This window comes from Longitalea luteola (assembly GCF_017356035.1).
Taxonomy (GTDB): domain Bacteria; phylum Bacteroidota; class Bacteroidia; order Chitinophagales; family Chitinophagaceae; genus Niastella; species Niastella luteola.
On the sequence record NZ_JAFIQX010000003.1, the window covers coordinates 631,112 to 645,483 of the forward strand.

Genomic DNA, 14,372 nt, shown 5'->3' on the forward strand with positions numbered 1-14,372 from the left:
AAAAAGAAGGGAAAGGACAAAAAAGAAAGCATAATATTCGCCAACCTTTGTATCTTGCATGCCTGTTCAATTGTATAGCATAGTTCAGTATTAGCCGAAAAAACAAAGCCATGAGAAAGATTCCATTGAATGTTTCTTCAATTGATTTAAACTTGCCGCCCCGCCAGGCAGCGCCATTAACCAGCCAACTGATCTCATTTCAATGTTGCGCAAGCTGGGTGCTGATTTATCCAATTTGCTTTATTACATTCATTTCCAATTACTTCGCCGGATAATTATATACGGCGGGAGATGAAGCTTTCGGCCAGCGCTGAACAGCAGTACCAAACCTATCCTTAAGCTTTTACCGACGATAATTCAATTATCATACATCGTTTCCGGGTAAAACATAGCCGCAGCAATCTACCCGGGAATTACCACGGTTGCTGCATAATTTTCTCATGTGACTCGCAGCCCTGATTCCTCAGGGCTGCCTTTTTTTACCTCGACCGTCGAAGCTTTAGCGCAGGCGGTTCACACCCCCGACGCCTTGCGCAGGTCCGTGTTGAAACTTCCCCCCAAAAGCGGACTTTTTGCCTTCTGTATTTTGCCTTTCCGCCTTTTGCGTTCAGCGTTCAGCGTTCTGCGTTCAGCGTTCTGCGTTTAACAATTCCTTAAATACACTTTCACAAAGCCTTAGAAAAGTGCACATGTTTTTCATCGTACATTATAACAGGTCATATAAACCCAAAAAGGAGGAATCAAAATGAGAGTGTTAAAAGCAATACCAGTTCTTTTGCTGCCTGTTTTGCTCGCCATAGGCTGTGCTACAACCGCCTACGTTGAAAAAGACGAGACGGCCGATTTCAGCCGCTATCAAACTTATGCCTGGATAGATAGCGATAAAAATGAGGATAAGAAGAACAGACATGCCGACCTGATGAAAAAGAATGTGCAGGAAGCCGTGAATGCAAAATTGCAGAAGCAGGGCTGGAGGGAAGTCAAAAACAGACCGGATGTTTTGATCAGCTATGATATGCTGGTAGAAAAATCGACCCGTGAATTATCCAATCCTGTTTACTCGATGCCTTTCCGGCGTGTTTACTATAATCCATTCTATCGCCGGTTCGGTACTATTTACTATCCCTCGAGGTTTATGGGATATGATTACAATACAGCCACTGTACAGGAAGGTACATTGACGATCACGATGGTTGATGCAAAAACCGATAAGACCATCTGGCAGGGGTGGACAACCGACGATGTGAACAGCCGCAATGTAACCAGGAAGGAAATTCAAAGCAGTGTAAACTCTATCTTCCGCAAGTTTGATGTGGTTAAGAAATAAAACAGAACTGGTTAAAATGAAAAAGCCCCGACGATCACCGTCAGGGCTTTTCTGTATGGGAACAGTTCTTTTAATTGTAGTTCAAATGCAGTTCAACCCTTCTGTTCTTGGCGCGGCCGGCAGGAGTAGTGTTGGGTGCAATTGGTTGTGAATCACCAAAGCCCTGTACACTGATGCGGCTGTCGGTTATTCCCTTTTTGATCAGGTAATTCTTGACAGCCTGGGCGCGTTTTGCAGAAAGCTTTAAATTATTGGCGGCATTACCTACATTATCCGTATGTCCTTCAATGCTGATGACCAGGGAAGGATCGCTTTTCAGCACTTTAACAACGATGTCGAGTTTGGGATAAGAAACCTTTTGAATGATATCCTTGCCAGACATGTAATAAATGCTTTTCGCTGCGATGGCCACTTTTTTGGCCACTTCCTGTTTGATCACCGGGCAACCGTTATTCTCCGGTTTGCCTGGTGTGTGGGGGCATTTGTCGTCTTCGTCGTTCACACCATCGTTGTCGGTATCGGGTACCGGGCAACCATTGTACTTGGCAATACCTGCCACGGTAGCACATTTATCGTCTTCATCGTTCAGGCCATCGTTATCGGTATCTGGAATGGGGCAACCTTTATATTTAGCGATACCGGCCACATCAACGCAACTGTCGTTTTTGTCGGCGATACCATCTTTGTCTTTATCAGGGCAGCCAGCAAGGGTAACTTCACCGGCAATTTCAGGGCACTCATCTTTTTCATCAACAATACCGTCGTTGTCTTTATCGTGGGTGATCTGAACTTCTTTGATTATTTCCACTTTCTTTTCAACGGTATCCACTTTCGTTTCAACTTTTGTCTCAACTTTAGTTTCAACAACAGTAACCTCTTTGATAACTTCTTTGGGTTCCTCTCTTACAGGTGCCGGTTTGGTCTTATACCGTTTAGTTTTAACGCGCTGGTAAATCGACATGGTAACACCGAGGTGAACATCGGCAGAGGTTACATTCTTATTCGAGAACATGTTCGACAGGATAGAGCCTGAACCAACGAAGAACATACCTGCGCGTAAACCGGCTCCTACCGCCATTTTCTTATTCAGCGTGTTATAATAGAAGGGGGCATACAGGCTGAACCATTTCTTCTCTAAACGCGGTGTAACGGTGAATGAAGTTGCGTATTGGGCTGTGGTCTGGTTCTTATCCCGGTTAACGAGGTTAACGATGGCGCCGGCATTAATGAACAGTCTTTTCCAAATGTGGTAATCCGCATCGATCCGCAGGGTTGTGGGCAGTTTTACCTTCATGGTCGACTCATGGGCAGTGGGAGTAATGATGCCCATATTTTCCAACCTGGTGAAATATTCTTCGATCGTTTCACCTTCCTGTTTGTCCAGGTCATCGGTAGTACGGCCAGAAGCATCCAGGCGATAGCTGTCACCATGTTCTGAATTCTTATATTTTACCGAGCCTATATCATTTACCGAGGCGTTTAACCGCAGTTTATAAGGAAGCGGATCGTTCAGTAACCAGTTGTTTTTTTCTGGTCTCCATTCATATGAAAATCCGAGGTCGAGCCCCCAGCCATAATTATTGTCCAGGTTGTCCATCACATCGCCGAAATCATCGTCCACGTTATCGAGGTTCGATGAGTAACGGGCATTAAGATCACCCTGCAGCTGGTTAATGAAATCGTTCTTGTCGATGTTCACATTTAATCTGTTGGAGTATACAGAAGCGGCGGCTATGCCCACTACATATTTACCGGTGATACCCATTTTCAGCAGGTGTTCGGGCGTGCTGTAGATAACCCGGCCATAGGTTAAACCGGCTTCGGCAAAAGCATGGGCTTTTACCTGCAGCTTTTCTTCCTGGATGGGGGTATTATACAAAGCTGAATCGCTTCCGAAAAAGCGGAATGTGTTATCGCTGAGGTTGAAAGTATTTACCACCGAGCGCATACGGGTGTACAGACCCATACCGCTTTTTTTGCCTGATGTGAACATGAACGAGGGGCCCATGATATCGGTATTCAGCCAAAGGTTCTTTTTGTCGGTATTAGCCGATTTAAAGTAATCCTTGTCCTCTGTCAGATCAGAAAAATCGAATTTTTTGAATTTGTCATTCTTAAGCTCGTAAGCGTTGTTTCCCGCAAGGGCGCTTAGGCTGAAGAAATTGATGTTCACTTTGTATCTGCTGGCGGCAACAGAAGCCGGGTTCTGCAACATGCCGTGAACACCGGAATAATTGTCGTAGGTATAACCTGTAAATTGTTGAGATAAGCCAAACAAGGGTACGCAACTTATAAGGCCTAGCGCTAGGCTTTTTTTCATGACTTGGGGTTTGTTGGAGTTAAGTGGTTAAATTATAATGTTATTGCTACAATTCAAAGCGCCGCAAGGTAAATTAAATTGTATGTATTATGAAATGTAATGATTTATACATGATATAAATTCACTTATGGTCTGTCAGATAAGGAATTATGTACATATTACCTGGCGGCAATCGAACAGAGGTGGCGTGAAGCCGTTAACTAACGCGGAAAAGGCCCTGCAATTGTGTGGCAGGGGAAGGTGCAGTGTACAGGGAATGGGTATGCGAAAGCAAAAAAAAATGTACCTTTAAGTTTCCATCCATTAATCTAACCGCTGAAGTAACGCAACCGTGTCAGCCGGGCGGCTGCCGGTAAATAACCCTTTTAAAAAACAAATCCGTATGAAAACCTTTACAAATGGCTCCTCCCGGAGTTATCTGAAGCTGTTAGTCAAGATCATTATCTGCACATTATGGCTGCTCTGTATTGTATCGGCGGCTACAGCGAAGTGAGACTCAATTAGCAAATGTGCAAATCAAATTAGCAGATTAGCAAATGTGCAAATGTGCGAATCAAATGTGCAAATGCCCGTTCATTGAGCCTTGCGCCTTCAGCCTTGCGCCTTCTAATTCACCTTCTGCATATATTCCGTTAAAAACTTCTTCGGCGGTTGGCCGGTTATTTTTTTAAATACCCGGTTGAAGGTAACGGCATTGTTAAAGCCGCTTTGATAGGCAACAGCAGCCAGGCTGTCGAAATTCTCCCCTACAATTTTCTTACAGGCTTCATTAATGCGCACTTCATTCAGGAATGCTACATAGGTTTTCAATGTATGTTTTTTAAAATACCGGCAGAAAGCCTGCGGCGTGAGGTGGGCCACATCGGCAATTTGTTTAAGCGTAATGTTCTCGGTATAATGCGCCATCGTGTATTGATAGATATCGTTCATGCGCAATCCTTCCGATTCAGTGATAGAACTTTCGGTATGAGTATCGGAAAGACATCTGTATTGTTTGATGCGGCAGAGAGTTTGTAACAGTTGAATGAAGAAAGCGAGTCTGATGCCGTTCCTGGCTTCTTTTACCAACAGCATTTTCTTCGCAATACTTTGCTGCTGTGATGCCGGCACCTGTAACCCTTTGCGGGTAGCTTCCATAAACTTCTTCACGTTATTCATTTCAGGTAAGTCCATGATCCTGCCAAAGGGACCGCGCAGGTCTACAAACAGGGTAAGGGCATGAATATCTTTCTGGCTGTTCTTTTCAAAATAATCAGGATCACTTTTGAAGAGGTGGGGTTGATTGGCGCCAAGGATATAGATGTCGCCCGACTGAAAACGCTGCATACCAGTGCCGGCGATGAGCGTGCCTTCTCCTTTTATGATCCAGGTAAGCTGGGTTTCATTATGGCGGTGCAGGTGATTGTAAAAATGTGGTAACTTATCTTCCTGTACCATAATAGAATGTTCCTGTGAAACCGGTATGGTGAACTGAACGACTTTCATGAGCAGGGTTTTGATCTGTTTAACCAATATTACCAATTTTTTCTCAAAGAGTGATGCAGGAGGTTAATATCGGTTAAGAAGTGATTAATTGTAGAAAACACATCAGTGGCAATAGGCAATAGACCAATAGACAAAACACAACAGGTAAAAAGGCATAAAGGCAAAAGGGGAAATGAGCAATAAAGATCAGGTGGCAAAAAACAGTTATCAGGTCAGATTTCGTAAGCTATTCACCATTCACCATTCACCATTCACCATTCACCATTCACCATGTTAATTTTGGTAACAAACTGATTAAAACAAGCTATCCTATACTAACTGCTTCATAATACCTTTATTAAAAATTAATACGAATGAGTATATCATGGAAAGGAATATTTCCTGCATTCACAACCAAGTTTACAGCGAACGATACGCTCGATCTGCCGCTGTTTGAAAAAGGATTGCAGTCGCAACTGGATGCCGGTGTTGATGGTATTGTGCTGGGCGGCAGCCTGGGAGAAGCCAGTACCCTTACAACCGAAGAAAAAGAAACACTGGTAAAGCTGGCCATTGAAATTGCTGGTCCGGTACCCGTGGTATTGAACATTGCAGAAGGCGCTACCAAAGAAGCCATCAGGCAGGCGGCTTTGGGTAAAAGCTGGGGCGTTCAGGGATTGATGTTATTGCCGCCGATGCGTTATAAGACCGATGCCCGCGAAACGTATACATTTTTCAAAACGGTAGCAGGATCAACCGATCTGCCGATCATGATCTATAACAATCCCGTTGATTATAAAACCGAAGTAACACTTGATATTTTTGAACAGCTGATGGAATGTGATAATATCCAGGCGGTGAAAGAATCTACCCGAGATGTGTCGAATGTAACTCGGATGATCAGCCGTTTTGGCGATCGCTATAAGATCTTATGTGGGGTAGATACGCTGGCTATGGAAGAATTGGTGATGGGCGCCGATGGCTGGGTAGGTGGACTGGTAACGGCTTTCCCGCGAGAAACCGTGGCTGTGTACAGATTGATAAAGGCCGGCATGCTGGAAGAAGCCCGTGCTATTTATCGCTGGTTCTTACCGCTGCTGGAGCTGGACATTCATCCCAAGCTGGTGCAGTACATCAAACTGGCCGAAGCACAGGTGGGCTTAGGATCTGAATACGTCAGAGCGCCCCGTTTGACCCTCGTTGGCGAAGAAAGGGAACGTATTTTAGAGATCATCCGGCAAGGCATTGCTACCCGGCCCGAATTAAAAGCCAATGTATTCATTTGAAAATGTATCTGATTGATGAGTTATTGAATGAATACCTATTTGGCGCGAAGACAGTAGTGAGGCCAGAAGTTGCGTTTTTGCCGTTTCACTTCTGCCGTTGGCCGTTTAACGATCGCCGACTTGTCCGCCGGAGCCTTGGCGTAGTCGGATTGCCGATTGCCGATAGTCTTGCCGCTGCATTTCATTAGCTAATCAGCACATCAGCTAATCAGCACATCAGCTAATCAGCACATCAGCTAATTAGCACATCAGCTAATCAGCACATCAGCAAATTAGCCCATTGACCAACCACGCTTATGAGAAAGAAACATATATTAAACCTTGTTGCCTGCCTGTTTACCACCATCGCATGCCTGTCGCAGCAACCGCTTTACCAGCAAACCAGTGAAGTTAACAACCTGATGGTTCAGTACGATGCCGATCGCGGCAGCCTGAACCGTTTTTATTTTGTAGAAAATGCGCCCGAACGCCGCGAGCGAATGGTTACCGTGGTGACCCATTATTTGAAGCAGCTACAGCAATTGAATTATGACAAACTGCCCACCGGCAGCAGGGTAGATTATATCCTGTTTAAAAGGAACCTCGATGAACAGCTGCGACTGCTCGACGTGGAGAAAAAAGAGAATGCCCGGCTGACCAGCTGGTTTCCGTTTGCCGCCGGTATTTATGAAATAGAAAAGATCCGCCGTCGCGGCGCTCAGCCCGATGCCCGATTATGGGCCACCAGCATGCGAACCATCACTGCCAATATCAACAGCCTGTCAAATTCCCTGGCGAAAGACACCACCATAACTATTAACCTCATCCGCCGTGCCCAGGGAACGGTTCGCGGACTGCGGGCTGCGCTGAAATCGGTGAACGAGTTTTATGCAGGATACGATCCTGCTTATACCTGGTGGCTGCCTGAACCTTTCAAACAGCTCGACACAGCCCTGGCCGCTTATGCACAGCTTTGGCAACAAAAAGGAAAAGCAGCCCCCGGTGGTAAAGACGATGGCAGCGGTATCATCGGTTATCCTATTGGAAAAGAAGAGCTCATCCGTCAATTACAGTTGGAATTTATACCCTACACCCCGGAAGAACTGATCGGCATTGCCAACAAGGAATTTGCCTGGTGCGATGCGGAAATGTTGAAAGCATCGCAGGAGATGGGGTTTGGCAAAGACTGGAAAAAAGCGCTTGAAAAAGTAAAGAATACGTATGTGCCGCCAGGTAAACAACCCGAAACGATTATGAAACTGTACAATGAATCGGTTGCTATTCTGAAAAAGCATGACCTCATTACCATTCCGCCGGTGGCGGAAGAAACCTGGCGTATGATCATGATGACGCCCGAGCGGCAACTGGTAAATCCCTTTTTTACGGGTGGTGAAGTGTTGAGTATTTCCTATCCCACCAATACGATGGAAGATGATGATAAAATGATGAGTATGCGCGGCAACAATCCGCATTTCTCCCGGGCCACTGTGCATCATGAACTGATTGCCGGCCATCACCTGCAGGGTTTTATGAACAACCGGTATAAAGCATACCGCAATTTCAATACACCATTCTGGATCGAAGGCTGGGCCCTGTATTGGGAAATGATCCTGTGGGACCAGCATTTTCCTCAATCACCCGAAGATCGTATAGGCATGTTGTTCTGGCGGATGCACCGCTGTGCCCGCATCATTTTCTCCCTGAACTATCATTTGGGAAAATGGACGCCCCAGCAATGTATCGACTTCCTGGTTGACCGTGTAGGTCATGAACGGGCTAATGCCGAAGGCGAAGTGCGCCGCTCTTTTGTTGGCTCCTACAGTCCCTTGTACCAGCTGGCCTATATGATCGGTGGCCTGCAATTTTATGCATTGAAAAAAGACCTGGTCGATAGCGGTAAAATGACACTTAAACAATACCACGATGCGGTGATGCATGAAAATGCCATGCCGGTGTCAATGGTAAGGGCTATAGTTACGGATCAGCCGCTGCCCGTAGATTATTCCGCGGAATGGAAATTTTATAAATAAAGGCTCAAGGCTGAAGGCTGAAAGCTGAAGGCTGAAGGCTGAAGGCTGAAGGCAGAAGGCTGAAGGCTGAAGGCTGAAAGCGGAGTGTCGTGCCGGCTGATAGCCCTGCAACCTGTATTCCCGGCAACCGGCAACCGGCAACCGGCAACCGGCAACCGGCAACCGGTAACCGGTAACTGGTAACCGGTAACTGGTAACCGGTAACTTGTATTCCCGGTAACCGGTAACTGGTAACCGGTAACTATAAACTTTGAACTTTAAACTATGAACTTTAAACTATTGAACCGCAAATGAAAAAGATCATCCTTCCCTTAGTGCTGCTGGTAAGTTTCTGCGCGTATGCGCAAAGTTATGTACCGGAAAGGCGGCAGCCGAAAATGATCGTTAAGCCGGTTGTTCCCGTGAAGGCATATAGCTTTCACCTGCAGGATGTAACATTACTGGATGGTCCGTTTAAAACGGCAATGGAAGCAGATGTACGTTACCTGTCGCTGATAGAACCCGACCGGCTGCTGGCCGATTTTCGTGAACATGCCGGGTTAAAAGCAAAAGGCGCCCGTTATGGGGGATGGGAAAGCTCCGGACTGGCAGGACATACCCTTGGCCATTATTTGTCGGCCTGTGCCATGCATTATGCGGTTACAAAAGATAAACGCTTTCTCGACAAAGTAAATTATATAGTAGATGAACTGGCCGAATGCCAGCCCAAACGTGATGGTTATGTGGGCGCCATTCCCAAAGAAGACAGTGTGTGGGCAGAAGTGAAAAAAGGGAATATCCGCTCGCGGGGGTTCGACCTCAACGGCGCCTGGTCGCCCTGGTACACCGTACACAAGATCATGGCGGGCTTGCTGGATGCTTATCTGTATTGCGACAATAAAAAAGCTTTGATTGTAGAGACCGGCATCGCCAAATGGACGGCCAACCTGCTGAAGGACCTGCCCGACAGCTCACTGCAACGGATGCTGTTTTGTGAGTACGGAGGTATGAACGATGTGCTGGTGAATACATATGCGCTTACTGGCGAAAAACAATACCTCGACCTGTCGTATAAATTCCATGACAAACGGATCCTCGATTCACTGGCTATGCAGCTGGATATTCTTCCCGGAAAACACTCCAATACGCAGATCCCAAAAGTGATAGGCTGCATCCGCCGGTACCAGTTAACGGCAAATGCCAAAGACAAAACCATTGCTGATTTCTTCTGGCAAACGGTGGTGAACTACCATACCTATGCCCCGGGAGGCAACAGCAACTATGAATATTTGGGACAGCCCGGCAAGCTCAGTGAAACGCTTACCGACAATACCATGGAAACCTGCAATACATACAATATGCTGAAGCTGACACGCCATTTATTCACCTTGCAGCCTTCGGCCAGCCTGATGGATTATTATGAGCGCGCTCTGTGCAATCACATCCTTTCTTCGCAAAACCCAAGCAATGGCATGATGTGCTATTTTGTACCGCTGCGCATGGGCACCCAAAAAGAATTCAGCGATTCATTCAATACATTTACCTGTTGTGTGGGCTCGGGCATGGAAAACCATGTGAAGTATGGTGAAAGTATTTATTTCCAGGGTGAAGATGGCAGCCTGTACGTAAACCTCTTTATTGCCTCCCGCCTGAACTGGAAAGACAAAGGTGTTGTTATCGAGCAGCAGACCCGGTTGCCTGTGGATAACCGCGTGCAGTTTACAATCAATGCCACAAAGCCGGTTTCATTTCCCTTGCGCATTCGAAATCCCTACTGGTCGAAACAGCGGGTAGTGGTGGCTGTTAATGGAAAGGTGCAGTCAGAGACCGCAGCGCCTGATACCAGTGGTTATTTCACGCTTACCCGCACCTGGAAAACGGGTGATGTTGTTGAATTCAGGCCGGAACTGAGCTTGTACACCCAGTCAATGCCCGACAATCCCAACCGTATAGCCGTGTTATATGGGCCGCTGGTGCTGGCCGGTGTATTTGGCAATAAGGAACCTGATCCGGTTACTGGTATTCCCGTGCTGGTTTCAAAAGAAACCGATCCGGCCAAATGGTTCAAACAGGATGATGATCGGCCCCTGGTTTTTCATTCTGTGAATACCGGGCAGCCGCAGGAGGTTACGCTGATGCCTTTTAACCAGGTGCAGAAAGAATTCTATAGTGTGTACTGGGACCTGTTCACGCCACAGGCCTGGGCCCAACAGCAGAAAGTATATGAAGAGGAACGAAAAAAGCGACATGAAGTGGAAGCCAAAACCGTTGACCTGCTGCGGCTGGGTGAAATGCAGCCTGAGCGCGACCATGAATTTGCCGGTGAGAAAGTGAATACAGGAGAAGATCATACCAAAAAGTACCGGGTGGCTTATCCCGGTGGCCATTTCTCTTTTCAATTGAAAGTTGATCCGTCGGCTGCCAACAGCCTGCTGTGTACCTATTGGGGTATGGATAACCGGGGCAGAAAGTTTGACATTTTAGTGAATGGTGTAAAGGTTGCTACAGAAGATCTGAATAAATACAAGGCCAGTAAATTCTATGAGATTGTATATCCCATTCCCGTTGATCTTACGAGAGGAAAAGACAAAGTGATGGTAAGCTTTAAACCGGCGCCCGATAATATGGTTGGACCGGTTTATGGCGAAGTGAGAATGATGAGGAGAGAATAGATCTGGATATTAAATAACAAGCGATCACCAAGGCTCTACTGTGCAGTAGAGCTTTTTTGTTATGTTAATGAAGACCAGCTGCGGAGCATTTTGTGGTTTTTTTGCACGGCTTAACTATTAACCATGTTAGGGCAAAAATATAAACGTCTTACAATTAAGATTTTAGCGAGCCTTGCCACAGATTACTATCCGGGCATGGGATTTTATTTCTTCCAACTAAATGCGCAAAGCAGGTCAATAAGTGAAGTGTGAAAACAACGGTAAGTGTAAATTAGTAAGGCGTTCATGGGATAAAAACCAACTTTTGATCGTTTAAGACCATCATTGCAAAATAGGTGATAATATCTTTAGCAGGTTGATGGGATAACACAAATACCTCCGGCAACGTTGCCGGCAAAAAATGGCAGGGTGCTACAGTTGATATGAAACAAATGCAGCCAGAGACGGGTTGTTGCAGCAAGGGATTTGATAATATACGTGTTCAATGTCCCTGCATGTAAAAAATATCACTTTAGTTCTTATCTTCGACGCCTGTTTAAACAATAGATTTCGGTTAATGGCAAACGGAATATTATTATCGTACTTCACACAATAAACTAATATATAGTACGGTTAATGGCCTGTTGGTTTTGATATATAGTAAAAGCATCTTTTTAAACTACTTATTTTTTTATTGAATGGCATTCCTGGAGAAACAGTTGTACGTTAAAAAATCGACCTTACCCAACGCTGGAAAAGGATTATTTACCAAAAAATTTATTCCTAAAGGAACCCGTATTGTAGAATACAAAGGCCGCACAAGAACCTGGAAAGAAGTGCAGGCCGATGATCAGGAGAGTCCTTATATCTATTACGTAACACGCAACTTTGTCATCGATGCTTTGAATGATAAGAAAGCCATGGCCCGGTATGCCAACGACGCGCGGGGATTGGAACGGGTTAAGAACATTAATAATAACGCTGAGTATGTAGAAGATGGTACCCGGGTGTTTATTGAAGCGACCAAAGATATTCCCGCCGGCGGTGAGATCTTTGTAAGTTATGGCCCGGAATACTGGCAGGTGATCCGCCATAATATGCGGATCGATGAAAAAGAGAAAAAGAAATTGCTGTCCAATGGAACCAAGGTAAATGGCAAGGCGTCAAAAGTGAATGGTAAAAAGGTGAATGGAAAGAATGGCCATGCTACCAGGGTAAACGGTAAAAAAGTGAACGGTAAGTCGGTAAAAGTAAATGGAAAAGCAGCGAAGGCTAATGGAGTTGCCGGTGTAAAGGTGAAGGGAAAGAAATTAGTAAAGTAATGTGCTGACGAGTTCAGCTATTGAATACAAGAGAAATGCATTGCCACGGTATTTAACCTAAACCGTGGCATTGTTGTTTTCAGCCGGTAACCATATAACTGGTGACGGGTACCTGCCCTTAGCCCATCAATTTCTCTATAAACAGGTTGATCACTTCAACGAGGATGAGAATGATAATGATCCATTCCAGCGCCATGCTCTTGCGGTATTGAAGCAGGTCTTTGAACAGGTCGAGGTTCTCTTTTACTATATCCAGCCCCTCGCGGATGGTTTTGAACCGCGCCTGCAGATCGAAGGTCCTTTTAAGGCCAATGTCTAACCGGTTGAGGTCCTCGTCTTCCCACGTTTCTTCCGGCGAATCAAAAATATACAGGTTAACCTCGATACGGTTCTTCAGATTCAATGTGCGGCCAATGTATTTTTTAAGATTGGCGCCCGACAGGTCCAGCCGGCCCTTTCGTTCCAGTTGCTGGGTATGAAAGGTGGTTTCTTCCAGCAGCAGGTTGGTTTGGTGACTAAAATGATCAAGGGCTACAGATTGGGAAACGTTGAGCATGATCAGCCGGAGGCTGTCGGTAGAGGCTTTTTCAATTTCAAGTTTATTGAACCCGAATTTATTGCGGCCGGCATTTACCTCAATGTCGAATTCATCACTGATATGCTGGTCGAACGGGTTCTTGCAATAAGGGGTTATGGCCTGAATGAAGCCCATGATCTCCACCTCATTGTAACCGAGAAAACTAACAATGCCGTATTTGAATATATAGGCAAATTTTTTTTCCTGCGTTTTCACCCGGTAAAACAGCTCGTCAGAATCGCCATGTAACAATTCAGCCTTGAATACAGTTTTAAATTGCTTAATATCAATGCTGTCGGCGATCTGTAATGACATTACTTTAAGCATACCTTAAAGTTACGAAATGCCAAACGCTTGCCCTAAACGGCTGATGTAAATCGTATTAAGTTTCATTTAAAACAGGGCAGGTGTGTCCTCCGCCATTCGGTATTATCGGTGGCGGATGGCACACCTGGCCATAAGCATACCCTGGTTATAACTGATGTAATTGTACCAGGTTTCCGCAGGTATCGTCGAACACCGCTTCCGTTCCCCAGTCGGTTTGTGTAGGCGCTTTAGTAAATATCACCCCTTTGTTTTTGAGGCGTTCGTATTCCTCTTCGAGGTTATCCACGCTGAAAATGATCACCGGGATGTTGGCATCGAACAGGGCTTTCTGATAGGTAGAGGCAATGGGATTGCTGTTGGGTTCCAGCAGCAGCCCTGTACCATTGGGTTCTTCAGGTGAAGCAACAATGGCCAGGTAGCCTTCTGGTAAATAATACCTTTGAACAAATCCCAGTACTTCTGTATAAAAGGTGTATGCCCTTAATGGATCGTGTACATAAATACTTGTGAGTCTGATTTTCATACTTTCCTGTTTTAATCAGGAAGCGATGGCAGCAGCCAGGCCTCCCTGTTTTGGTCTTTTTCGTTTCAGGAGCAGCGCGCTGATCAGGGAAACGACCACACCTATTGGCAGTACTTCCACATAGGTCAGCAATACCACGAAGAGCGGATTTTTGTACATTTCCCTGTACCAATTCATTTGTTGATTTGTTTTATTCAACTCCAGTTGGCTGGCGCCGCTTGCTTTTGCTTCGGTGATCATATGGGTGCAGTATTTATCCATCCAGTCGGGAACGAACAAATAATATTCTATCACCCATACCAGCACGTACAAAGTAGAAGCGATGAGGGTGATGAATAATCCGGTCTTGAAAGCCCTGCCAAAACTGATAACACCGCCGTTATACTTGTCACGGTAATTTTTAATGCCAACAAAAATGAATGCGAAGGCTACCAGCATACCGGCATACCCCACTATTTCATTGGCTTTAAAATCGGCGTTGAAGTAACAGTTAAGGGTGGAATACACCATAAAAGCAGTAATGATCAAACCGGAAAGCAGACCAAATACTAAAGCATTTTTTTTCATTTGTTTTTCTTTAAATGATT

General features: G+C 45.5%; 10 protein-coding genes. 5 read left to right on the forward strand and 5 right to left on the reverse strand.

From position 1 onward, the window contains the following. The first annotated feature begins 745 nt into the window (after positions 1 to 745). The gene (locus JUB15_RS11075) at positions 746 to 1,327 is read left to right on the forward strand and encodes a DUF4136 domain-containing protein (protein WP_207512525.1); all 582 of its coding nucleotides are present in this window, start codon (positions 746 to 748) and stop codon (positions 1,325 to 1,327) included. Between the two features lie 70 nt (positions 1,328 to 1,397). On the opposite strand, the gene JUB15_RS11080 is transcribed toward JUB15_RS11075, so the two are convergent. Next, positions 1,398 to 3,647 carry a DUF5723 family protein gene (locus tag JUB15_RS11080; RefSeq protein WP_207512526.1) on the reverse strand — a complete coding sequence of 750 codons (2,250 nt, stop codon included), beginning with the start codon at positions 3,645 to 3,647 and terminating at the stop codon, positions 1,398 to 1,400. A 606-nt stretch (positions 3,648 to 4,253) separates the two neighbouring features. Next, positions 4,254 to 5,132 (reverse strand): AraC family transcriptional regulator, encoded by an 879-nt coding sequence (locus JUB15_RS11085; protein ID WP_207512527.1) that lies wholly within the window; start codon positions 5,130 to 5,132, stop codon positions 4,254 to 4,256. A gap of 353 nt (positions 5,133 to 5,485) precedes the next feature. On the opposite strand from JUB15_RS11085, the gene JUB15_RS11090 reads away from it, so the two are divergent. The 4 genes from JUB15_RS11090 (at position 5,486) to JUB15_RS11105 (ending at position 12,358) form a co-directional block, all read left to right on the forward strand. Next, entirely contained in the window at positions 5,486 to 6,397 is a 912-nt protein-coding gene (locus JUB15_RS11090; protein ID WP_207512528.1) for a dihydrodipicolinate synthase family protein, read from the forward strand. A gap of 296 nt (positions 6,398 to 6,693) precedes the next feature. Then, positions 6,694 to 8,406, forward strand: a complete 1,713-nt coding sequence (locus tag JUB15_RS11095; RefSeq protein WP_207512529.1) for a DUF885 family protein — start codon at positions 6,694 to 6,696, stop codon at positions 8,404 to 8,406. 290 nt (positions 8,407 to 8,696) lie between these two features. Beyond that, positions 8,697 to 11,057 (forward strand): glycoside hydrolase family 127 protein, encoded by a 2,361-nt coding sequence (locus JUB15_RS11100; RefSeq protein WP_207512530.1) that lies wholly within the window; start codon positions 8,697 to 8,699, stop codon positions 11,055 to 11,057. Positions 11,058 to 11,734: 677 nt separating this feature from the next. After that, a complete protein-coding gene (locus JUB15_RS11105) occupies positions 11,735 to 12,358 on the forward strand; it encodes an SET domain-containing protein (RefSeq protein WP_207512531.1) in 624 nt (207 codons plus the stop codon). A gap of 118 nt (positions 12,359 to 12,476) precedes the next feature. Here the strand turns inward: JUB15_RS11105 and JUB15_RS11110 are convergent, their stop codons facing one another. From JUB15_RS11110 to JUB15_RS11120, 3 genes are all read right to left on the reverse strand, one after another. Then, entirely contained in the window at positions 12,477 to 13,262 is a 786-nt protein-coding gene (locus JUB15_RS11110; RefSeq protein ID WP_207512532.1) for an RMD1 family protein, read from the reverse strand. A 145-nt stretch (positions 13,263 to 13,407) separates the two neighbouring features. After that, a complete protein-coding gene (locus tag JUB15_RS11115; RefSeq protein ID WP_207512533.1) occupies positions 13,408 to 13,785 on the reverse strand; it encodes a VOC family protein in 378 nt (125 codons plus the stop codon). A gap of 15 nt (positions 13,786 to 13,800) precedes the next feature. After that, on the reverse strand, positions 13,801 to 14,352 hold the full coding sequence (locus JUB15_RS11120) for a DUF4199 domain-containing protein (RefSeq protein ID WP_207512534.1): 552 nt from the start codon (positions 14,350 to 14,352) through the stop codon (positions 13,801 to 13,803). Positions 14,353 to 14,372: the final 20 nt, after the last annotated feature.

What these genes read in the sequence shown, in the direction of transcription:
- JUB15_RS11095 (WP_207512529.1), top strand. Translation starts at nt 6,694, where the DNA reads ATGAGAAAGAAACATATATTAAACCTTGTTGCCTGCCTGTTTACCACC.
- JUB15_RS11115 (WP_207512533.1), bottom strand. Translation starts at nt 13,785, where the DNA reads ATGAAAATCAGACTCACAAGTATTTATGTACACGATCCATTAAGGGCA.
- JUB15_RS11085 (WP_207512527.1), bottom strand. Translation starts at nt 5,132, where the DNA reads ATGAAAGTCGTTCAGTTCACCATACCGGTTTCACAGGAACATTCTATT.
- JUB15_RS11110 (WP_207512532.1), bottom strand. Translation starts at nt 13,262, where the DNA reads ATGCTTAAAGTAATGTCATTACAGATCGCCGACAGCATTGATATTAAG.
- JUB15_RS11120 (WP_207512534.1), bottom strand. Translation starts at nt 14,352, where the DNA reads ATGAAAAAAAATGCTTTAGTATTTGGTCTGCTTTCCGGTTTGATCATT.
- JUB15_RS11100 (WP_207512530.1), top strand. Translation starts at nt 8,697, where the DNA reads ATGAAAAAGATCATCCTTCCCTTAGTGCTGCTGGTAAGTTTCTGCGCG.
- JUB15_RS11080 (WP_207512526.1), bottom strand. Translation starts at nt 3,647, where the DNA reads ATGAAAAAAAGCCTAGCGCTAGGCCTTATAAGTTGCGTACCCTTGTTT.
- JUB15_RS11090 (WP_207512528.1), top strand. Translation starts at nt 5,486, where the DNA reads ATGAGTATATCATGGAAAGGAATATTTCCTGCATTCACAACCAAGTTT.
- JUB15_RS11105 (WP_207512531.1), top strand. Translation starts at nt 11,735, where the DNA reads ATGGCATTCCTGGAGAAACAGTTGTACGTTAAAAAATCGACCTTACCC.
- JUB15_RS11075 (WP_207512525.1), top strand. Translation starts at nt 746, where the DNA reads ATGAGAGTGTTAAAAGCAATACCAGTTCTTTTGCTGCCTGTTTTGCTC.